General features: G+C 57.4%; 15 protein-coding genes and 1 pseudogene. 8 read left to right on the top strand and 8 right to left on the bottom strand.

What is annotated here, in order from left to right:
* Nucleotides 1-9: 9 nt before the first annotated feature.
* The gene (locus AC2D8V_RS14520; RefSeq protein WP_484734291.1) at nt 10-906 is read right to left on the bottom strand and encodes a LysR family transcriptional regulator; all 897 of its coding nucleotides are present in this window, start codon (nt 904-906) and stop codon (nt 10-12) included.
* 135 nt (nt 907-1,041) lie between these two features.
* On the opposite strand from AC2D8V_RS14520, the gene AC2D8V_RS14515 reads away from it, so the two are divergent.
* The 6 genes and pseudogenes from AC2D8V_RS14515 to AC2D8V_RS14490 all read left to right on the top strand — a co-directional run bounded on the left by AC2D8V_RS14515 (nt 1,042) and on the right by AC2D8V_RS14490 (nt 7,487).
* A complete protein-coding gene (locus tag AC2D8V_RS14515; protein ID WP_484734290.1) occupies nt 1,042-2,541 on the top strand; it encodes a CoA-acylating methylmalonate-semialdehyde dehydrogenase in 1,500 nt (499 codons plus the stop codon).
* 395 nt (nt 2,542-2,936) lie between these two features.
* On the top strand, nt 2,937-3,611 hold the full coding sequence (locus AC2D8V_RS14510; RefSeq protein ID WP_484734289.1) for a VPLPA-CTERM sorting domain-containing protein: 675 nt from the start codon (nt 2,937-2,939) through the stop codon (nt 3,609-3,611).
* Between the two features lie 119 nt (nt 3,612-3,730).
* On the top strand, nt 3,731-4,963 hold the full coding sequence (locus AC2D8V_RS14505; RefSeq protein WP_484734288.1) for a hypothetical protein: 1,233 nt from the start codon (nt 3,731-3,733) through the stop codon (nt 4,961-4,963).
* Nucleotides 4,964-5,087: 124 nt separating this feature from the next.
* A pseudogene (locus AC2D8V_RS14500) lies at nt 5,088-6,101 on the top strand (enoyl-CoA hydratase/isomerase family protein); the annotation flags it as partial.
* On the top strand, nt 6,087-7,013 hold the full coding sequence (gene mmsB / locus AC2D8V_RS14495) for a 3-hydroxyisobutyrate dehydrogenase (RefSeq protein ID WP_484734563.1): 927 nt from the start codon (nt 6,087-6,089) through the stop codon (nt 7,011-7,013). The pseudogene AC2D8V_RS14500 and the gene mmsB, both read left to right, overlap by 15 nt.
* 132 nt (nt 7,014-7,145) lie before the next feature.
* Nucleotides 7,146-7,487, top strand: a complete 342-nt coding sequence (locus AC2D8V_RS14490; RefSeq protein WP_484734287.1) for an excinuclease ABC subunit A — start codon at nt 7,146-7,148, stop codon at nt 7,485-7,487.
* A 363-nt stretch (nt 7,488-7,850) separates the two neighbouring features.
* On the opposite strand, the gene uvrA is transcribed toward AC2D8V_RS14490, so the two are convergent.
* The 7 genes from uvrA to AC2D8V_RS14455 form a co-directional block, all read right to left on the bottom strand.
* Complete coding sequence (uvrA, locus tag AC2D8V_RS14485; protein WP_484734286.1) at nt 7,851-10,733, bottom strand: excinuclease ABC subunit UvrA; 2,883 nt, start codon at nt 10,731-10,733, stop codon at nt 7,851-7,853.
* An 81-nt stretch (nt 10,734-10,814) separates the two neighbouring features.
* Nucleotides 10,815-11,981 carry an MFS transporter gene (locus tag AC2D8V_RS14480; protein WP_484734285.1) on the bottom strand — a complete coding sequence of 389 codons (1,167 nt, stop codon included), beginning with the start codon at nt 11,979-11,981 and terminating at the stop codon, nt 10,815-10,817.
* Nucleotides 11,982-12,118: 137 nt separating this feature from the next.
* A complete protein-coding gene (lpdA, locus tag AC2D8V_RS14475; RefSeq protein ID WP_484734284.1) occupies nt 12,119-13,513 on the bottom strand; it encodes a dihydrolipoyl dehydrogenase in 1,395 nt (464 codons plus the stop codon).
* A gap of 110 nt (nt 13,514-13,623) precedes the next feature.
* The gene (locus AC2D8V_RS14470) at nt 13,624-14,208 is read right to left on the bottom strand and encodes a DUF924 family protein (protein ID WP_484734562.1); all 585 of its coding nucleotides are present in this window, start codon (nt 14,206-14,208) and stop codon (nt 13,624-13,626) included.
* A gap of 77 nt (nt 14,209-14,285) precedes the next feature.
* Complete coding sequence (locus AC2D8V_RS14465; protein WP_484734283.1) at nt 14,286-15,566, bottom strand: MFS transporter; 1,281 nt, start codon at nt 15,564-15,566, stop codon at nt 14,286-14,288.
* 112 nt (nt 15,567-15,678) lie between these two features.
* A complete protein-coding gene (gene queA, locus AC2D8V_RS14460; RefSeq protein ID WP_484734282.1) occupies nt 15,679-16,731 on the bottom strand; it encodes a tRNA preQ1(34) S-adenosylmethionine ribosyltransferase-isomerase QueA in 1,053 nt (350 codons plus the stop codon).
* An 11-nt stretch (nt 16,732-16,742) separates the two neighbouring features.
* Nucleotides 16,743-20,102, bottom strand: a complete 3,360-nt coding sequence (locus tag AC2D8V_RS14455) for a YhdP family protein (RefSeq protein WP_484734281.1) — start codon at nt 20,100-20,102, stop codon at nt 16,743-16,745.
* A gap of 123 nt (nt 20,103-20,225) precedes the next feature.
* Between AC2D8V_RS14455 and AC2D8V_RS14450 the strand changes: the two genes are divergently transcribed.
* Both AC2D8V_RS14450 and AC2D8V_RS14445 read left to right on the top strand, forming a co-directional pair.
* The gene (locus AC2D8V_RS14450) at nt 20,226-20,687 is read left to right on the top strand and encodes a peroxiredoxin (RefSeq protein WP_484734280.1); all 462 of its coding nucleotides are present in this window, start codon (nt 20,226-20,228) and stop codon (nt 20,685-20,687) included.
* Nucleotides 20,687-21,484 carry a ferritin-like domain-containing protein gene (locus tag AC2D8V_RS14445; RefSeq protein ID WP_484734279.1) on the top strand — a complete coding sequence of 266 codons (798 nt, stop codon included), beginning with the start codon at nt 20,687-20,689 and terminating at the stop codon, nt 21,482-21,484. The genes AC2D8V_RS14450 and AC2D8V_RS14445 overlap by 1 nt, the downstream gene beginning before the upstream one ends.
* Nucleotides 21,485-21,555: the final 71 nt, after the last annotated feature.

Raw genomic sequence — 21,555 nt, 5'->3', positions numbered from 1 at the left:
AATGATCCTTCAAGTCAAGCTTTCCAAGCGTGCAACTTCCTCGCGCAGCCCATCACTTAGCGCATCGGCAAACCGGCTCAGCCGCAGATTACGCCGGTCATCTTCGTGGCGGATCAGGTAAAACGACCTGCTCAGGCTGACTTCTTGCGCCAACAGTTTCTCCACCCCCGGCGCAGAGGGCAGTGCAAAGTCGTGCACGACCCCGATCCCCCCACCCTTGCGGATGAGGTTTAACTGCACCGCAACAGAGTTTGAGGCCAGATGAACCCGTGGCACGCCGATGTCCGCCAGATAGTCCAATTCCCGATCAAAGATCATGTCAGGGATGTAGCCAACGATCCGGTGGCCTGCGAGGTCCCGCGGATGCCGGACCTTTGGGTGTGCTTTCAGGTAGCTAGATGCTGCTGCCATATGTAACTGATAATCTGTGATTTTTTTCACGATCAATCGTCCAGCCGTTGGCGCGCTTACTGCAACGGCCATGTCTGCTTCGCGGCGCGACAGGTTGAACACACGCGGCAGTGCAACGATCTGCACTTCGAGATCAGGATGGGTCTTGCTGATCGCTGCGCACACTTGCGGCAGCAGAAAATTGGCCGCGCCGTCGGGCGCTCCGATCCGGATTTGACCGCTCAGCGTGTCATGTGGCACCGGCAGTTCTGCAACAGCGCCGCGCATCGCACGCTCCGCCAGTTCTGCCCTGTCCCGCAACAAAACCCCGGCCTCTGTCAGAGCGTACCCCTGAGGGGACTTCACAAACAGTGTGGCCTGAAGCGCGGTTTCGAGCCGCTGGACGCGCCGACCGACGGTCGCTGGATCAAGGCGCAGCGCCTTGCCGGCAGCAGAGAGGCTCTCTTCTCGCGCGACGGCTAGAAAAATCCGCAGATCATCCCAGTTTTCCTGCATCTGAGGCTCCGATCGTCTTGCATTTTTGCAAAACCACTTTGCTACCTTTGGGCTTTTACAAGGATTTCTGCAAGACTAAAACGGGCAGCGAGATTGTCGCTTCGACCCCCGGTCACGTCATGCAAGGAGACACCGATGCAAGAGCTAACCCACTACATCAACGGCGCACACGTCAACGGAACATCAGGCCGCTTCGCCGACGTCATGAACCCGGCAACGGGTGAGGTGCAGGCCAAAGTGCCGCTGGCGTCCAAAGATGAATTGACGCAAGCCGTCGAATATGCCGCCGCCGCACAACCGGTCTGGGCCGCAGTGAACCCGCAAAGACGCGCGCGTGTCTTGATGAAGTTCGTCGATCTGCTTAACCGCGATATGGACAAGCTCGCCGAAGCGTTGAGCCGCGAACACGGAAAGACTCTGCCCGATGCCGCCGGAGACGTTCAGCGGGGTCTGGAAGTGGTTGAATACTGCATCGGCGCACCGCACTTGTTGAAAGGCGAATACACCGATAGCGCCGGACCGGGTATCGACATGTACTCCATGCGTCAGCCTTTAGGGGTCACCGCGGGCATCACGCCGTTCAACTTTCCGGCAATGATCCCGATGTGGATGTTCGCGCCGGCAATCGCATGCGGCAACGCATTTATTCTGAAACCATCAGAGCGCGACCCGTCGGTGCCGCTGATGCTTGCGGAATTGATGGAAGAAGCCGGGCTGCCGAAGGGCGTATTGCAGGTGGTCAACGGCGACAAAGAAGCGGTTGATGCCATTCTGCACGACCCGGTCATTCAATCCGTGGGCTTTGTCGGCTCGACCCCGATCGCGGAATACATTTACGGCACCGGATGCGCCAACGGAAAACGCGTTCAGTGTTTCGGCGGCGCAAAGAACCACATGATCATCATGCCCGACGCCGATATGGATCAGGCGGCCGACGCATTGGTGGGCGCCGGATACGGCGCTGCAGGCGAACGCTGCATGGCGATTTCGGTTGCAGTTCCTGTGGGCGACGAAACCGCGGACCGGCTCATCGAAAAGCTGGTACCGCGTATCGAAAAGCTCAAAGTCGGCCCCTACACTGCTGGCAACGATGTGGATTACGGCCCCGTCGTGACAGCCGCAGCCAAGGCCAACATCGAACGGCTTGTCCAAACGGGTATTGATCAGGGGGCCGAACTGGTTGTCGATGGCCGGAATTTCCAGCTGCAAGGTTACGAAGACGGATTTTTCGTCGGGCCACATCTCTTTGACCGCGCGACCAAAGACATGGACATCTACAAGACAGAGATCTTTGGCCCCGTGCTGACCTGTGTGCGTGCACAGTCATACGAAGAGGCGCTGGGGCTGGCGATGGACCACGAGTACGGAAATGGCACCGCGATCTTCACCCGCGACGGTGACGCGGCGAGAGATTTTGCGAACCGGGTGAACGTGGGCATGGTGGGCGTCAACGTGCCGATCCCCGTGCCGCTCGCCTACCATACCTTTGGCGGCTGGAAGAAGTCCGTCTTTGGCGATCTCAACCAGCACGGCCCAGACGCGTTCAAGTTCTACACCCGCACCAAGACTGTGACCGCGCGCTGGCCTTCCGGAATCAAGGAAGGTGGCGAATTCTCCATCCCGGTCATGGAATAAACAACAGCTTTGACACACGCATGGGCGCAGATTGCTTTGCGCCCATGCCAGCTTTCGTTCGCCAGCGCACAGAATCAGCATGCATGACGTGCCGCAGCGGAACCCATCCCAGTCGCCACATGCGCACAGAGACGGCATGTTTTGCTCAAATTGGTTCGTCAATAGCGGCGTTTAATCGGCATTATCTCAAAATCGGAAACAGTACGTTTTCACACCCCGCCGCCAAAACTGCCAAAAGCCACTACCCATGGTGGAATATGCCAAAAACGCAGCAATTTAATCGTTAATAATTTGCTACAACGCGCGAATTATGGCAAAAAAGTGACGAGGGTGTGGGAGGCTTGCCTCCTATGTTTATTAATCGGGGCATTGCTCCAATGAAGGGGTGCAGTTTTATGTTTAGCACAAAAGGTCTTACAACATTGGCCGCAGGGGCAGCGATGTTCCTTGGCCTTGCAATGACGTCTACAAGCGTCGAAGCCGCGGGCGTCGATTGCCCGAATGGCGTCACTCTGGACAGAAACTTCAATCTGGATCCCGCGCTTGAGTGCGTGGACTACGGGACCGGAAACATCAACGGCTCGGCAACTGATCCGTTCCTGTCAACACTGACAGATGGCGTTTTGATCGATAAGTCCGACGCGGGTGGTGTCGAGAGCGGCGTGCTCAGTGGCGACGTGGCTTCTAGCACTGTTACTGAAATTGATGGCGTGACAGGTACAACTGGTACGATCACCATTGCAAACCTCACTGGTACATACCTTGAGTTGTTCCTTGGCCTTAAGGTCGGCAATAGTGGCAACCCAACTTGGGCGATATTCAAAATTGCAGCCGATGACGTGCCAGGCGACTTTACCTACTTCATCGACCCGCAAAACGGAGCCGGGATGTCTCACGTGAACCTGTACGGTGTGACCGGAACACCGGGTGACTGTGTGCCTGGTTCGTTCGATCCAGAATGCGACGAGCCAGGAACACCGGAAGTTCCAGTGCCTGCTGGCTTGCCATTGATGCTGACTGCGATCGGCGTCGGCGCGTATATGCGCAAGCGGGCGCGGAAATCCGCCTAACCAGCATAGACTGTGACAATTTTAAGGAAAGGCGCCTTGCGGGGCGCCTTTTTTTTGACCTATTGGCTGCTTAAGAACCATCCCTGGGGGTGCGGAGACAAAACCGGAGCAGTCTGCCAATGCCAATGAATTTCAAGTCCAAAAACGTTCTGCCGAATGGTTTCGACACCGACGTCGTTGCCAGCTTCTTTAACGGAGGCGGTCGCAGTGCAGAGGTACAAGCCGCAATTGCCGCATCCGACCCCGGCGCACGTGGCGCAGCCGTCTCAGCAGCCGCACGGGGCATTGTAGATGCACCTGAAGGCGAAAGCATCGAGTTCGGTTATGCCATCTCGACAACCGAAGAGGACATGCTCAACCACGATCACGGCGGCCACGCACATGGCGAGGACCACGTGTGTGATGAGAACTGCGGCGAAGACTGCGCGCACAATCATGAAGCAGAAGAAATCCAGGTCGAGGCTGACGCACGCTCCAACAAGGGCGGGCCAAGCTGGAAAACCGAAACCGACGGCGGTGGCGGTGGCCGCGGCAAGGGCAAGAAAAACAAAGATCAATCGCAGGAGCAAGAGCCGGAGCCCGCACCACTGCCTGAGCCCGAACCGGAGCCGGAGCCCGCACCTTTACCAGAGCCAGAGCCGGAGCCCGAACCCGCACCTCTGCCAGAGCCTGACCCCGCGCCCCTGCCCGAACCAGAGCCGGAGCCCGAGCCAACACCCACCCCGACCAATTTTGGCTGGATCGACAGCAACACCTATATTTCCGGCGCTGACACACCAAACGGGTTCAACGTTGAACTGAACTTCAATAACACTTGGACCCAGTCGCAGAAAGCTGCGGCGGCAGAGCAGGCTGAAATCCTCAGCGATCTGATCATCGGCGACCTTTCAGATGCCGGTGACATCGATGACGTGCGCATCCAACTCTACAACGAGAACATCGACGGCGGCGGTAGTGTCTGGGGCCGCGGTGGATGGATTTCGCTGCGCTCCGACGGCATGGTTGCCGAAGGCGGCGTCCGGATCGACTCCAACGACATCGGCACTGCCGAATCCTGGGGGATGCTGGATGAGCTGCTGATGCACGAAATGCTGCACGCCATTGGCTGGGGCACCACTTGGAGCCGTGACGGCCTGATCTCGAACGGCAATTTCATCGGTGACAACGCGATGGATGTTTATGGTGGCGCGGTACCGCTCAACGGAAACGGTCACCTTGATGAATCTGTCGGCAACGAGATGGGGACAACCTACATCACCAACAATGCCGAAAACATCACGGATCTGACGCTCGCGATCCTCGAAGACATGGGATACGAGACGATCTACAACGCGGACGCTGCGCTGGTCTGATCGTTCCAGAACAATCGGGAAAAGAGCGGTCTTTGGGCCGCTCTTTTTCTTTGCGCGACAGACGGTCTTGCCGCCGCCAGCACACCGCGCGATAACCGCCCCAGTAACAGGGAGCGGTCGCACTATGTCAGACGTCATCATCCGGAAAATCAACGCCGCCGGGCGCATCACCTTGAACCGGCCGGACGCGCTGAACGCCATGACCTACGACATGTGCCTTGCCATCGAGGCCGCGATGGACGCATGGCGTTCGGACCCGGAGGTCGCACATGTGGTGCTGGACGCAGCGGGCGACCGCGCCTTTTGCTCTGGCGGCGACATTGCAGAACTCTATCGCACAGGCCGGGCTGGCAACTTCGAATATGGTCAGAAATTCTGGGCGGACGAGTACCGGCTGAACGCAAAGATTTTTAATTATCCCAAACCGGTCATTTCGTTCCTGCAGGGGTTCACGATGGGTGGTGGTGTCGGGCTGGGATGTCACGGAACCCACCGTGTGGTTGGTGACAGCAGCCGCATCGCGATGCCTGAGTGTGGCATTGGGCTGATCCCGGACGTGGGTGGTACGCTTATGCTGGCATTGGCGCCCGGCCGCATCGGCGAATATCTCGGACTGACTGCGGCACGCATGTCCGCAGCAGATGCGATTTTCGCGGGATTTGCCGACCATTACATCAAGGAGGACGCTTGGCCCGACTTAATCGCGGCATTGGAGGCCGACGCAACCGCAAGCGACGTGGCCGCGGCGGCATCTGCACCGCCGGAGAGTGCGCTTGCCGCTTTGCAGGTCCAAATTGACCAGCACTTCGGAGGAGAACGGCTCGGGGATATTCTGACGACGCTGCGCCAGGATGACAGTGACTTCACGCAGGCCACAATGAAGTCGATGGGGCGCAACAGCCCCTTGTCCATGGCCTGCACGCTCGAGGTCATCCACCGGCTGCGCGGCCCCTCTATCAGTATCGCCAAGGCCTTGAACCTCGAATACTGCTTCACCTATCGTGCGATGGAACACGGCGATTTGCTTGAGGGCATTCGCGCTGCCATCATCGACAAAGATCGAAACCCGCAATGGCAGTTTGCCGACGCCAACGTGCCGGTTGTCGCCGTAAGCAAAATGCTCATGCCTTTGGGCAAAGACGCGCTGAAATTGGAAGGGTCACAGATGCCAGAAACTAAAGTTGCCGTTATCGGTCTTGGGAACATGGGAGCGCCCATGGCCGCAAACCTCGCAAAGGCCGGTATGGTGGTCACTGGCTTCGACACGGCCGGTACATCCGCGGAAGGGGTTGAGGCTGCGCCTTCGGCAGCAGCAGCGGTCAGCGGCGCTGACGTTGTGATGACGATGCTGCCGAATGGCGACATATTGCGCCGCGTAGCAGAAGACATCCTGCCGGAGATGAAGGCTGGAGCCTTGTTCCTCGACTGCTCCACCGTCGATGTAGAGAGCGCGCGTGCGATCGCCGAGATGGCCGCGGCGCGCAACATCGGTTTTGTTGACGCGCCAGTATCGGGCGGGATTGGCGGCGCGTCTGCCGGCACCTTGACGTTTATGGCTGGGGGCGCGGACGACGCCTTCGCTGCAGCACAGCCGCTTTTCGAGATAATGGGACAAAAGGCGGTGCATTGCGGTGATGCAGGGGCCGGCCAAGCTGCCAAAATCTGCAACAACATGATCCTTGGTGCCACGATGATAGCAACATGCGAAGCATTTGCGCTGGCTGATAAACTGGGGCTCGACCGACAAAAGATGTTTGACGTGGTTAGCACCTCGTCAGGATACAGTTGGAGCATGAATGCCTACTGCCCTGCCCCCGGTGTTGGGCCGCAAAGCCCTGCAGATAACGGCTACACACCCGGTTTTGCTGCAGAATTGATGCTCAAGGATCTCGGCCTGTCACAGCAAGCAGCCAACTCTGTCGACGCGGACACCCCTATGGGGGCTCTGGCGCTCAGTCTTTACAAACAATTCGTCGAAAAAGAGGACGGTCTTGGCAAGGATTTCTCAGCAATGTTGCCCCGGTTTGCCTCAAAAGGCAGAGCAAACTGAAATCTCCGTCTAATGCGGCTTTCTTCCCGTCAACCGGTTGCACGGCGTCAAGGCTCGTAGTCAGGGTGCCAGAAACCGGAACAATTCATCAGGGTCACTCGTTTGTGTCCTGAGATGAAAAGGAGAGCACTCATGCGTTATGCGTTGATCGCCGCAGTTGCTGCAACCGCGACCTTTGGCACCAGTGCCGTTGTTTCCGCCGCCCCTAAAGGATGCCCGCCCGGGTTGGCAAAGAAAGCCGTGCCGTGTGTCCCACCAGGTCAAGTCAAAAAGAAGCGGGCGCAAAACGGTGATTTTCGCTACAATGTTGGAGAACGCATTGACGGCGATTACCTCTTCATTCGCGATCCCAAGCGCTATGGGCTGAAATCAGACGGCACCTACGTGCGTTCGAACGATTATGTATACCAGATCGACCGCGAAACCCGTGAGGTCATCAACCTGATTGGTGCAATCGGCGCGATCCTCGACTGACACAGACATAGCACGCAAACAGATGCTCCCGCGCCAGCAGCCTTGGTGCTGGTTTTGCATTAGTGGAGCGGCAGCCGAAGGCTTTTTCTAACATCTAGCCGAAACCCATCAGCACGACCCAGGCGGCGCGGCAGAGCCCCGAAAACCGCCTCATTGCAGATGAGACATGCGTTGGTGTTTATGACTATCAAGGCGATGCTAACGGCAAGGCAATCGATCCGGTGGGCATCATTGCATCGCAAGTCTACAGGGTTGGCAGGATGCTTCACGATAATCTGAAACAGAAGCGGCGGGTACCTGTCAGCTTACAAATAAATGGCGCCCGAGGAGGCGCCATTTTTCTTACTGATCCGCGATGCACAGTTACTCTGCTGCGACCTTCCGCTTTACCTCAAGCATTGGCTTGAGATACCGGCCGGTGTAGCTCTGTTCGACGTTGACCACCTCCTCGGGCGTTCCCGTCGCAACAATACGGCCACCACCGTCGCCACCTTCAGGGCCGATATCAATGATGTAATCGGCTGTTTTAACGACATCGAGGTTGTGCTCGATCACAATTACAGAATTACCCTGATCGACCAACTCATGCAGCACTTCGAGCAGTTTGCGCACATCTTCGAAATGCAAACCCGTTGTCGGCTCATCAAGAATGTAAAGTGTTCTGCCGGTTGACCGTTTGCTCAACTCTTTTGAAAGTTTCACCCGTTGCGCTTCGCCACCCGAAAGGGTCGTGGCCTGCTGGCCCACTTTTATGTATCCGAGCCCGACGCGCATTAAAGCGTCCATCTTTTCACGAATTGATGGCACGGCGGAGAAAAATGCCTGCGCATCTTCGACCGTCATGTCCAGAACGTCCGCAATGCTCTTGCCTTTGAATTTGATCTCCAGCGTTTCGCGGTTGTAGCGCTTACCTTTACAGGTCTCGCATTCGACATAAACATCCGGAAGGAAGTGCATCTCGATTTTGATAACCCCGTCGCCCTGACAGGCCTCACACCGGCCACCTTTGACGTTAAAGCTGAACCTGCCGGGTTTGTAGCCGCGCGCCTTCGCTTCGGGCAGACCAGAGAACCAGTCGCGGATCGGGGTGAAAGCGCCTGTGTAGGTCGCCGGATTCGACCGTGGTGTGCGCCCAATCGGGCGTTGGTCGATGTCGATAACCTTGTCGAGATATTCCAGCCCCTTGATCGTCTCGCAGGGTGCCGGTGTCTGACGGGCGCCATTAAGCTGCATGGAGGCGGTTTTGAAAAGCGTCTCGATCGTCAGTGTCGACTTGCCGCCACCAGACACACCGGTGACGCAGACGAACTTGCCCAACGGATAATCAACAGTGACGTTCTGTAAATTGTTGCCGGTTGCCTTGACGACGGTCAGCTTTTTCTTGTTGCCCTTGCGTCGCACTGCGGGCACAGCAATCTCACGCGCGCCGACGAGATACTGACCTGTGATGGAGTTTTCGTCAGCGGCAATCGCGTCCGGCTTACCGTGACTGACGACCTGACCACCATGAACCCCTGCCCCTGGGCCGATATCAAAGACGTAGTCCGCCTCGCGAATGGCTTCTTCGTCGTGTTCAACCACAATGACGGTATTACCCTGATCCCTAAGGTTCTTCAGCGTGCCAAGCAGCCTGTCGTTGTCGCGCTGGTGCAACCCGATGGATGGTTCGTCGAGAACATACAACACCCCTGTCAGGCCAGAACCGATCTGCGATGCAAGACGGATACGTTGGCTTTCACCACCCGACAAGGTGCCTGCGTTGCGGCTCAGTGTCAGATACTCCAACCCGACGTTATTGAGAAAGCCAAGCCGTTCACGGATTTCCTTTAGGATGGCACGCGCAATCTCGTTCTTCTGTTGCGTCAGAAACTTTGGCACAGTCTCGCACCAGTCAAAAGCCTCCCGGATCGACATTTCGACAACCTGACCCACATGTTTCAGGTTTTCGCCGCCTTTTGACGGCCCGATTTTGACAGCAAGCGCCTCTTGCCGCAAACGATAGCCCCCGCACGAGCCACAAGACCGGTTGTTCTGGTAGCGTTCGAACTCCTCACGGATCCAGTTACTGTCAGTTTCCCGATAGCGCCGTTCCATGTTCGGAATGACACCTTCGAATACGCGGGTAACCTGATAGACACGCCCACCTTCATCATAGCGGAACGCAATCTCTTCCTTGCCGGAGCCGTATAGAAATACCTGTTTAACTTTCTCGGGAAGATCCTTCCATTTGGTCGACTGTTTAAAGCCATAGTGTTTGGCAAGAGCTTCGATGGTCTGCAGGAAATACGGGCTCTTACCCTTTCGCCATGGCGCCAAGGCACCATCCGCAATTTTCAGATTTTGGTCAGGAACCACCAGCCGTTCGTCAAAGAACAGTTCGACACCCAGACCATCGCATTCTGGACAAGCCCCGAAGGGAGCATTGAAAGAAAACAGACGCGGCTCGATCTCGGGGATTGTAAATCCTGACACCGGGCAGGCGAACTTCTCGGAAAAGGTTGTCCGTTCGGGGTCTCCCTCTGACGGGGCGGTCTCAATGATTGCGATGCCGTCCGCGAGGTCCAGAGCCGTGCGCAAACTGTCCGCCAATCGCGTCTCCAGCCCTTCTCGCACAACGATGCGATCGACCACGACGTCGATGTCGTGGCGGAACTTCTTGTCGAGTGTCGGCGGTTCATCCAGTTCATAAAAGCTTCCGTCGACCTTGACCCGCTGAAACCCCTGCTTGCGCAGTTCAAGGAATTCCTTGCGATACTCACCTTTACGGTCGCGAATGATCGGCGCGAGAAGATAGGCGCGTGTCCCCTCCTCCATCGCCATCACGCGGTCGACCATGTCTTGCACCTGCTGCGCCTCGATGGGTTTGCCGGTTTCAGGGCTGTAGGGCGTTCCGACCCGCGCGAATAACAGGCGCATGTAGTCGTAAATCTCCGTCACCGTACCAACCGTCGAGCGCGGGTTCTTTGACGTTGTTTTCTGTTCAATCGAAATCGCGGGGCTGAGACCAGAGATGTGATCCACATCCGGCTTTTGCATCATATCCAGGAACTGACGGGCGTAAGCACTGAGCGATTCAACATAGCGGCGCTGGCCTTCGGCGTAGATCGTGTCAAAAGCCAAAGATGACTTGCCCGACCCCGACAGACCGGTGATGACGACCAACTGGTCTCGTGGAATATCCACGTCGATGCTTTTTAAATTATGTTCGCGCGCGCCGCGTACTTCGATGTTTTTCAGCTCTGCCATCAGACACCCCTATCCGTCCTCTGATCACATAGGTGCATTACGCGTCAGTGCCAATCAAAATATGAGAACGAATAAAGAACATCAAGTGGCTTTTCGCCGCCATGCCAGGATCAGGTGCGCCACAGCGCCGGCGACGAAGGCGATTGCTGCAATGACAGGCAATCCGGCAAAGCCAAAAGCGGACGTCGCAATGGCCATCACCGGTGTGCCCAATGTGTTGCCGAGGTTTCCAGCTTGGGCCAAGCCACCGTTCGCCTGCGCCTGTGCCGCGGCTGTTGGGTTGAGTTGTGGCACAGCAGCAAAGCTGGCTCCTTGGATCAGCCCCATGGCGGCAGCCACCGCCAGGCACGCCACGGGCTGCAGGGTCAAACCCATCCAAACGACACTCAACGCACTGAGCACAAAGCCCAGCACGATCACGGAAACCGCAGTAGTGATCCTCAACAACCAGACGCCGATCGTCATAGACGACGCAATACTGATCAAGGGCATTGCCCCCATGACCCAGCCACGCACGTCAGCGCTTAGATGTCCGGGCAGTACCGTCAGGATGGATACAAAACAAAAGGTGTAAAACACCCACCCAACTGCAGGCGCCGCGATCGCCGGAGAGCGATAAATCGACAAGTGGTCACGCGCTAGCTGGCGCAAGGAAAACGGGCTGTCTGGCGCCGCAGCATTCAAACGCTTCAAGCGCGCCGACAGGAACAGCGCGCATATGGCCAGATATGCTGAATGGACCAAAAGTAGCGCCGCGACCCCGTGCTGCTTGACCAGTGGCAAGCCAAGAAATGCCAAAACGGCAAACGCTACGCCAAAGAATGTTCCCCACAAGGTCAGCGCCAGCCCCCTGTCTTGTGGCGCGCAGAGCTGTGCGATCAGCGTGGGGATCGCCACCACCATCCCCAGATGGGAAAGCCCTTCGATCAGGCGGCTGGCCAGCATCCATGACAGCGGCGGCAAGAGCGCCTGAAAAGCGGACATCGCTGCCCCCATCCAGAGCGCCCACAGTAACGCACGGCGAAAACGGATCCGCGCCACCAAGAGCCCCGCCGCGACACCCAGAAAAATGCCGACGAAACCGACGATTGACACAACCAGCCCGAGGCTTGCACCCGCTTGCGGATAATGCTCCGGCAGAACATCGTATATGACGCTCATTTTGCCGTATTGCGCGGCTGCTCCCAGCCCGGCCGCCCAAAGCAACAGAACCATAGCCCAGGAAGTTTTTTGCGGCGCGTCCGTCATGCGCGATGCATGACAGAGGCACTTGGTGAAGGCAATCGCGCACACAGACCATAAATGAAACACAAAAAAAGCCGCCGGGTATGTCCGGCGGCTTGCAAAACAAATCAGGCCAGCGGTTCCGCAGGCCCAGTTCAACCTTACATATGGATCACACGATCGTAAGCATCCAGAACGGATTCGTGCATCATTTCGCTAAGTGTCGGATGCGGGAAGACGGTATTCATCAGATCTTCTTCCGTTGTCTCCAGTTGACGTCCAACAACGTATCCTTGGATCAGCTCTGTTACTTCGGCACCCACCATATGAGCGCCCAAAAGTTCGCCCGTCTTGGCATCGAACACGGTTTTGATCATCCCTTCCGGTTCGCCCAGAGCGATGGCCTTGCCGTTGCCGATAAAAGGAAAGCGGCCAACCTTGACCGAATAGCCCAACTCTTTCGCCTTCGCTTCGGTATAGCCGACAGAGGCAACCTGCGGATGGCAATATGTGCATCCCGCAATGGTTTCAGGCTTGACCGGATGGGCATGCTTGCCCGCGATGAGATCCGCGACCATGACACCTTCGTGGCTTGCCTTGTGCGCAAGCCAAGGGGCACCGGCGATGTCACCGATGGCATAAAGCCCATCGACGCCCGTGCGGCAGAACTCGTCTGTCACGACATGCGTGCGGTCCACTTTCACGCCCAACTCTTCGAGGCCGAGCCCTTCGACATTACCCACGATGCCCACCGCAGAAATCACCGTGTCAAAGTCGTGCTTTTCAACCTTGCCACCCACCTCAATATGCGCGGTAACCTTGCCCTTGGCGCGGTCCAGCTGCTTGACCATGGCTTTTTGCATGATCTTCATGCCCTGCTTTTCGAATGCTTTCTTGGCAAAGGCTGATATTTCCGCGTCTTCTACAGGCAATACGCGATCCATAACCTCAACCACGGTCGTGTCAGCGCCGAGCGTGTTGTAAAAACTGGCAAACTCGATCCCGATCGCACCCGAACCGATGACCAACAGTTTTTTCGGCATACGTTTGGGCTGCAATGCATGTTTGTAGGTCCACACAAGATCGCCGTCCGCCTCAAGACCGGGCAGCGTGCGCGCCCGTGCGCCCGTCGCAAGAACGATATTCTTAGCGGTCAGTTCCTCTGTGCCTTTCTCGGTCTTGACCTTCACCTTGCCCTTGGCAGGAATTGTCGCCTCCCCCATGACAACAGTGACCTTGTTTTTCTTCATCAAATGGCCGATGCCTCCGGAAAGCTGTCCGGCGACCTGACGCGACCGCTTTACCACCGCATCCAGATCATAATCGATGTTGTCGGCTTTCAATCCGAATTCCTTGGCGCGATGCATCAGATGGAACACTTCGGAAGACCTCAGCATTGCTTTGGTCGGGATGCATCCCCAGTTGAGGCAAATACCACCCAGATGCTCACGCTCGACAATCGCAACAGAGAGACCAAGTTGCGCGCCACGGATCGCGGCCACATAGCCACCCGGGCCTGCGCCGATCACGACCAGATCGTAAGATTTCGCTGCCATGTGAAGTCCTCGCGCATTGGAACAAAAATATAGTTTACCGTTAAACTAATTCCTGATGCGCGGCAACACGAAGGGGCGCGCGACATATGCGCACCCCTGTCAGGCCAGTGTCAGGCAGCCTTGTCCGCCTGCAACTCGCGGATAGTGTCACCATATCCGCCCCGAGCAAGAAAGGCTGCTTCGGGCTCGGTCGATGCGCGACCCAAGGCGCTGTTACGACCGGGAAAACGTCCGAACTGGCGAATAATTGCACGGTGCGCCCGTGCGTGCAGCAGAAAGGCGCTGCCATGTTCCGGCATACGCTCGCACATCAGTCGCACGCAACGGTCCTGATCATAAAGATTTTCGGAATGCTCAAGCGGCAAATAAAAGAAATGCCGCGCAGGTTCGTCAATGCGCATATCCCATTTCTTGTCGATTGCAGATTTTGCCGCGGCCATCGCAATGCGGTCTGTTGCAAAGGCGCGCGCGGTGCCGCGGTACATATTTCGAGGGAACTGATCCATCAGAATGACATACGCCAGAGCGCCTGACGGATACGTCAGCCAGAGAGAAAAACGCCCCTCACATGCATCCTTGTAAGTCTCTTCGAACCGTGCGCGGATATTTGCGTCCAGCGCTTCCGATCCCTTGTACCACCCTTCCGGCCCCACATCGTCGAGCCAGAAACTCAAGATTTCTTCAGGACTTGCCATAACACCTCTCAGTACACACGCGTCCCACGTGCCTATATTATCCTGCATTTTCTGCTTTTACCTATTCACGAATTACGTCACGGCGACACATTGGAATTGTCACCTGCGTCAATTTCACCCTCCTTGTCGGTTTCGATGGCGTATTCTTGTGCATATTCCAGTGCGACAGATGTGTAACTAGGCGCAACCGGAACATACGTACCTGTATCCTCCACAGCGATCGTACGACCCTGAGTGGAGCGGTAGAACGCGTAAGCCACCAGCGCGACAAACAGCAAACCCGTAAACAGGTAAAACCCGCCAGGGCCGACCACGTCCATCATGTAGCCCGTAATGATCGGGCCAGAGATCGCGCCCAGACCGTTAATAAAGATCAGCCCACCCGAGGCCGCCGCCATGTCATCATGCTCCAGCCAGTCGTTCGTATGCGCGATCAGCAGCGAATAAAGTGGATTTGACATACCACCAACGACAAATGCAGAGGCAAGCAGGAACGCGAAATTGCCCCCCAGCATCAGGCCAATGGCAGAGCCGAACGCGCCGATACAAGAAACGATCAGCACGAGAAACCGTCGGTCCATTCGGTCAGATATCCACCCGATCGGATACTGCAGCACGACCGAACCGACAAAGAAGGTAGCGACAAAGGTCGAAATCTGCGCAACACTCAGTCCGGCTTTTGCGCCGTAGACCGACGCCATGCCGAATTGTGCGGAAAAAATGCCGCCGAGCAAAAACATGCCCACGCACCCCAATGGCGAAAAGCCGTATAGATCACGCAGACTCATCGGCTTGGTTGCTTCGAATGCGGGCGTCGGACTGATCGACAGCAGGATGGGTGTGATGGCGATGGACACAAGGATCGACGGGATCACGAAGAGTACGTAGCCCGACGGGTCAGCCGCCAGCAGCAACGCTTGGCTGATCACGATCCCGGCTGTCTGCACAATCATGTAAAGAGACAGAGCCTGTCCTCTGTTCGAATTATCGGCCGCGTTGTTCAGCCAACTTTCGGCTGTCACATAAACGGCGGAGAAACAAAACCCGATCAGCACCCGACCGACAGTCCATAGCCATACCTCTGTTACGGTGGGGTACAGGATCATGACGGCAGAGATCAGAGACGCGAGCGCTGCGAAAACGCGCACATGCCCTACCCGCCGGATCATGTTTGGCGCCATCCGCGACCCCCCCAGAAAACCGACAAAGTAGGCGGACATCACGATAGACATCTCAAAGGTGGAGAAACCTTCAATCTCGCCGCGGATACCGAGCAACGTGCCCTGCATCCCGTTGCCAATCATAAGCAGGCACATGCCCAAGAGCAGCGCCCATGCGCTTGAAAGGACCTGAAGCATCTTTTCAACGTCTCCTGTGGGAGGAAAAGGAGTGTCACTGCACATGCTTTGACAAAGCCAGAGCGTGTCGTCCCGTTCAGCCGCGACTTTTCGGAGTCGTATTATGGCAGCATTAAGATTTTGGTATCAGCAAGGATGCATCGCCGTAGGAGAAAAAGCGATATCTCTCGGTAATGGCATGCGCGTAGATTTCCCTGATACGCGCCTCTCCCATGAGTGCGGATACCAGCATCATCAGCGTCGACTTTGGTAGATGAAAGTTGGTCATCAAGGCGTCGGCGACCTGAAACTGAAACCCCGGATAGATGAATATGTCGGTGTCGCCTTCCCAAGCGCGAATCTGACCGCCCCGCCCTGCCGTTTCAATCAGTCGCAGCGCCGTTGTTCCAACTGGAATAACCCGCCCGCCGCCAGCTTTCGTCTGTGCGATTTCAGCGGCACCTTCTGCACTGACCTGTCCCCATTCGGCATGCATCTTGTGGGTCGTGACATCCTCGACTTTGACAGGCAGGAAGGTGCCCGCACCCACGTGCAGGGTCACATGTGTGAATGAAACGCCCAGTGCCTTGAGCGCCGAAAGCAGGGGGGCGTCAAAGTGAAGCGAGGCGGTTGGTGCGGCGACTGCGCCGGCATTGCGGGCCCAGACCGTCTGGTAGTCTTGCTTGTCTCGCGCGTCCGCCGGGCGTTTGGCGGCGATATAGGGCGGCAGCGGCATCGCGCCCGCAGCGTTCAGCGCCTGATCAAAATCGTCACCGGCAAGGTTAAACGCAAGATGAGCCTGACCGTCTTCGATCGCGGTCAGTGTCGCGCTCAATTCGTGGGAAAAGACAACCTCCTCGCCAATTTTCAGTTTTTTGAGCGGCCGCACCAGCGCGTTCCATGTGCCGTCTGCGCGCGGCTCCAGCAAGGTGACATCGATTGCGGCTTTGACCGGCCCTTGCGCGCTGTCGCGATGGCGACTTCCGGACAGGCGCGCGGGGATGACTTTGGTATCGTTCAGCACAAGCCTGTCACCCGGGCGCAGCCAGTCTGGCAGGTCACTCACGACGCTGTCAGTTATCGTATCGCCCTGCGCGACCAACAACCGGGCTGAGGACCGCGGGACCGCCGGACGTGTGGCGATCAACTCGTCGGGCAGGTCAAAATCAAAATCACTCAGTTTCATGCCTGTGTCCTTCAGCGGTCAGACCCGCTGACACGGGGAGGCAATTGCCGCACGGGCTCTGGCTCCGGGGGTGCTTCCCCTTCTACACGTGGGGCTTCCGGAGCAGCGCGGCGGAACAAATTGCGAAACATGCCCGGGGCAAGAGCAGTCAGCGGATTGACGAACACTTGAGGGTTTTTCGCTGTGCCTTCAATCGAATAATTGAACCCGAACAACCCTTCGCCACGCCGCGTCAGAACGCTGCCAATCGCGTTGAGCAGATAGACCGGGGAAATAACGCCCTGCATTTGTATCTGGCCGGTACTCGGCACGAAAACACCATCCATGGACAATCCCATCGACGCCCCGACAGCGCTTGCTTCGCGCAGGGTGATCTGTTGCGGGCCTAGCCGGAAATCTGCGGAAATCTCGTCAAAGTAAATCCCGTCTCCGGTCAGCTCGTTCACCAGCCCGACGATGCTGATCGCGTTGAGCAAGGCGGCAATGGCCGGGGCGTCTTTTATCCGGGCGTCGCGGACACGCAATTTGCCATCAAAAGCGCCGCCTGTTCCCACCGGGTCGAGTACAAGATCCATGCGCCCGCCACGCGCCTGTTGCAACAGATCGGCGGCGGCAAAAACGCGTCCGGCATCCGGCGAGGCAACCCGTATACTGCTGCGCGCGCCCTGTGGCACAAGCTCTCCGCTGACAGGGGCCGCGCCATTGACCAGACCCTCAAAATTTCCGGCCACACCGCCGCCTGTACTGAACTGACCGCGCATGTCTGTAATAGCGATCGTGTCGGTGACCTGAAGCCGATCAAGGTTCAGCGAAAGGGGGGTGGTCTGGCCCGACGACGCATTGTTTCCAAAATCGGCGCGGCGCAGATCAATGCTGCCACTACGTACTTCTATCCGGGGGGGGACACCTTTGCCGCGCCCGACAATATCCACCTGTCCGTTGAGCCAGCCACCGACAGACACTTGCTGCAATCGCAACCGGTCCAGCGTGCCTTCGGATGTCAGCTGGAGCGTGCCTTGCGCATCCAGCCCCGGCGCGCCAAGGGTCAGTCTTTCTACCACCGGCACCGCACCCAACGCCGCAGAAACTTCGAGTTCAGCCTCTGTATCCGAACTCTTGAACCAATTGATCGGGGGCAAGGCCATCGTGATACCGCGCAGATCAGAGCGCAGGTTGAATGCCGGCGGTGTGTCTTTGACCAGATCAATCGTGATATTGCCAATGCCTGTTCCTTGCACCAACCCGGGCGGCAAATCGATATTGAAGGCGTCCAAGGCTGTCTGACTTATCTCTACGGTGCCTGTGATCTTGCTTGGCAAGGAAGCACCCGGCGCACCCAGCGGCTGCCGCCACGCAATATCGAGCGGAACACCGTCAATGGTCCCTTTCCCGGAAACCCGCACCGAGTCGTCTGATGCCACGATATCCAGCATGTCTGCCGCCAATGTCCTGTTCTTCACCAAAATGTCAGTACTGACATCTCGTGCCGTTCCGACGACATCGAACGCGATCGATTCCAGCGGCGGTTTCTTTCTCAACGGCAGGGATATCGTACCGCTCAGATCGATGGCCCCTTCGGCCAGCGCTACGGGGAGATTTGCCTTTGTCATCACGCGCAACGGCTCTTGATCCAGCAAGGACAAGGCGGCGGTGGTGCTGCCACGGGCGGTCAGACGGACGACCCCCGGTGGATCAGGTTTGACACGCACGTCAGGAATAATGAACGAACTGCCAGCCCCGTCCACAAACCCGCCTTCCGGTGCGATGACACCGCCCTCGTCCAGAACAACGACAAACCTGTCGTCAACCAGTGTTCCATGCCCTTTACCATTGCGAATGGGCGGCAGCGTTTTAACGAAACGCACGTCTGCTTCTGCAAAGTCAAATGCCAGATAGGTGCGCGGCACACCGCCTTGAGTAAAGCGTAACGCACCCGAGGCGTCACTCAGTTTTGCTGCAAAGACATTTTCGTTGATCCAGTTGCGTGACTTGGGCTTTACCCCTTCGGGCCAAAGCTCCAACAGACGCGCAGGGCTTAGCCCGTCCATTTCGGCATCCAAGGCGATATCCCAGCCGCCCCGGTCAGCCGACAACTTTCCACGCGCAGTCAGAACTTGTCCGCGGTCAAGGATTTGCAAACGACCCAATTCAAGCGCGAAGGGCACCGTGCGCAGCCGGAAGTCCAGTTCGGCCGCGGATATCTCAACCGGTTCCGCATAAAGGTCCGCCGGGTTAAGCCGCAGACCAGACAGTTGAACCTGACCGATCAAGTCCTCGATCCGTCCGTTCGCCGCCTGTACCAGACGCGCGCCGCCCTCTAGCCGGCCGCTGCCCCACTTGCTCTCGACAGACAACTCGTCAAAACGAATTTCCTGCTGCTGCGGCAGGTAGGTGAAATAGCTGCGAGCGGCGTCGATAGGAATGGGCTTGGCTTCGGCGGTTGGCTGGATCACACCTGCACCAATTTGCAGCGTTGCATTCAACGGGCGAAGACTGCCATCGCCGTTCAAACCGCCGCGCAGCGCGCCCGAAATCGGCGCGTCCAACGCACCCAGCCAGCCAAAGGCGGGACCCTGCGTCGCGATATCGCCGGCATCGAGGCCATTGATCGTGATGCCAAACTCAGAGTTTTGCGCGCCGATAACACCAGCATAGTTGGCCGCAATCGTAGCAACACCCGCGCCACCACCGAGAATAGCAATATCAGCAGCGATCTGGAGGTCAGACCCTTCTCGGTCCAGACGCACGCGCCCGCCATCCACAGTCCAGGCCCGACCGGCACGCTCGTCTTCATAGCGCAACGTGATCGCCAGCACGTCAAGATCAGTCAGCTCTTCCAGCCCGGGTCGCAGCAGCAGGGTGCCAAGATCACCAACCAGCCGCGCCAGATTGGCGGATTGCCGGCTGGCGCTTTGATCACCCTGCCCCGAAGACACCGCAACGCCACCGCCTGCTTCGCGCCGTAGGGTGATAAAAACGCCGCTAACCTCTAGGCTTTGCAGCCCAAGCCTTCGATCAATCAACGCCTGCCGATCAAGCTTGCCCCGCATGTCACTGAACGAGACCACAGGGGTACCGTCCAGCCGTTCAATATGCAGGTTGCGTACCAGAAACCGGGGCCGCCAATCCTGCTCGACCACAGCCATCAAAGATCCGATACGCACCCGAGCCTCAGGCAGAGCCTCGTTAAGACGCACTTCGATTTCTTCGCGCAACCACTCTGGTACCGCGATCTGTCGCTCTCGGAGCAAGAATGCCCCGGCAACCCCCAAGGCGACCAGCAATAGAACAACAAAGGAAGCGGCCCGCAGAAAGCGGGCAAACCAACCCCGCCGGGTGGCAGGATTTTCCGAGGTTGTCTCAGTCGTCAAGTCGGGTCTCGGCCTCGCTCAGGGCGGAAATCAATGTGTTATTTGTTATTTGCGCTCTTGGCGGCGCGCGCCTGTGTTCTACTATGTCACCCACACACAATTCTGAAAAGACAAGAGAGCGTTATGCCTGAAATTTCCCAACCAGCACCGGATTTTACATTGCCCAGCACTGGTGCTGGCGACGTCACACTATCCGCCCTAAAAGGCCAACCCGTGGTGCTGTTTTTCTACCCGCGGGACGACACACCGGGATGCACCAAGGAAAGCATCGGTTTTTCGCAATCACGCGAAGCCTTTGAATCAGCCGGCGTTCAGGTCTTTGGCGTTTCCAAAGACAGTATAGCCAGCCACGAAAAGTTTGTCGCCAAACGCGAATTGACGGTGCCGCTGCTTTCGGACGAAAACGGCACCACCTGCGAGGACTATGGCGTTTGGAAAGAAAAAAACATGTATGGCAAGAAATACATGGGGATCGAACGCACCACCTTCCTTATCGCCGCGGATGGCACCATCGCGCGCATCTGGAACAAGGTGAAGGTGCCTGGTCACGTAGAGGAAGTTCTGGACGCGGTGCACGCCCTGTGATGCCGCTGGCCGAAATGGCCGAAGCTGTTCTGCGTACGGCAGACGGACGCGAAAAGACCGCACTGTCGCGTAAGTTTGCCGCGCAATGGCGAGAGGCGCGCGAAGGAGGCGACAAACCGGCTATCGGTTCGGCTGCGCCCCCTCTGCACCCCGCGCGGCCGGACGCGCCACTGCTTCTCAGCCCGCGCGACGTTCCACGCAGGCGTCCCGGCACTCCGGAGGGCCGGATCGCCTTGCTGCATGCGGTCGCCCACATCGAACTTAATGCCGTGGATCTGCACTGGGATATCGTCGCCCGCTTCACCGACACAGACTTTCCTTACGGGTTTTATGATGACTGGGTGAAAGCAGCAGATGAAGAATCCAAGCATTTCAATCTGATGTGCGACTGTCTTGAAGCGGAAGGCAGCTATTACGGCGCCCTTCCGGCACACGCGGGCATGTGGCGCGCAGCCGAAGATACGGTCTTGGATATTATGGGGCGCCTTGCCGTTGTGCCGATGGTCCTAGAAGCGCGCGGGCTCGATGTAACACCGGGCATGATCGAGATCTTTGAAAAAGCCAAAGCAGTCAAAGCCGTTGATGCGCTCAAGGTGATCTATTCCGAAGAAGTCGCGCATGTCGCCTATGGGTCCAAGTGGTTCCACTTTCTGTGCGGCCGCCACAACCTCGACCCAAAAGAAGAGTTCCACCAGTTGGTCCGCCGGTATTTCCACGGGCCGCTCAAGCCCCCTTTCAACGAAGAGAAACGTGCCGAGGCTGGGATCCCGCCTGATTTCTACTGGCCCCTTACCTGAACGAGGCACCGGGATTGTTCATTGAAAACCGGCGATTTTTTGCCCATTTACAACATTTCTACCTCAAGTAG

The organism is Roseobacter sp. YIN89 (genome assembly GCF_057219365.1).
Note: the sequence above shows the minus strand (reverse complement) of the source record. Positions and strands in the feature narration are given on the sequence as shown.

Bases quoted from the DNA above. Each gene is read 5' to 3' on its own strand.
- AC2D8V_RS14515 (WP_484734290.1), top strand. From the start codon at position 1,042: ATGCAAGAGCTAACCCACTACATCAACGGCGCACACGTCAACGGAACA.
- AC2D8V_RS14470 (WP_484734562.1), bottom strand. From the start codon at position 14,208: ATGGCAAGTCCTGAAGAAATCTTGAGTTTCTGGCTCGACGATGTGGGG.
- uvrA (WP_484734286.1), bottom strand. From the start codon at position 10,733: ATGGCAGAGCTGAAAAACATCGAAGTACGCGGCGCGCGCGAACATAAT.
- queA (WP_484734282.1), bottom strand. From the start codon at position 16,731: ATGAAACTGAGTGATTTTGATTTTGACCTGCCCGACGAGTTGATCGCC.
- AC2D8V_RS14505 (WP_484734288.1), top strand. From the start codon at position 3,731: ATGCCAATGAATTTCAAGTCCAAAAACGTTCTGCCGAATGGTTTCGAC.
- mmsB (WP_484734563.1), top strand. From the start codon at position 6,087: ATGCCTTTGGGCAAAGACGCGCTGAAATTGGAAGGGTCACAGATGCCA.
- AC2D8V_RS14510 (WP_484734289.1), top strand. From the start codon at position 2,937: ATGTTTAGCACAAAAGGTCTTACAACATTGGCCGCAGGGGCAGCGATG.
- lpdA (WP_484734284.1), bottom strand. From the start codon at position 13,513: ATGGCAGCGAAATCTTACGATCTGGTCGTGATCGGCGCAGGCCCGGGT.
- AC2D8V_RS14465 (WP_484734283.1), bottom strand. From the start codon at position 15,566: ATGCTTCAGGTCCTTTCAAGCGCATGGGCGCTGCTCTTGGGCATGTGC.
- AC2D8V_RS14490 (WP_484734287.1), top strand. From the start codon at position 7,146: ATGCGTTATGCGTTGATCGCCGCAGTTGCTGCAACCGCGACCTTTGGC.
- AC2D8V_RS14450 (WP_484734280.1), top strand. From the start codon at position 20,226: ATGCCTGAAATTTCCCAACCAGCACCGGATTTTACATTGCCCAGCACT.
- AC2D8V_RS14480 (WP_484734285.1), bottom strand. From the start codon at position 11,981: ATGACGGACGCGCCGCAAAAAACTTCCTGGGCTATGGTTCTGTTGCTT.
- AC2D8V_RS14445 (WP_484734279.1), top strand. From the start codon at position 20,687: ATGCCGCTGGCCGAAATGGCCGAAGCTGTTCTGCGTACGGCAGACGGA.
- AC2D8V_RS14520 (WP_484734291.1), bottom strand. From the start codon at position 906: ATGCAGGAAAACTGGGATGATCTGCGGATTTTTCTAGCCGTCGCGCGA.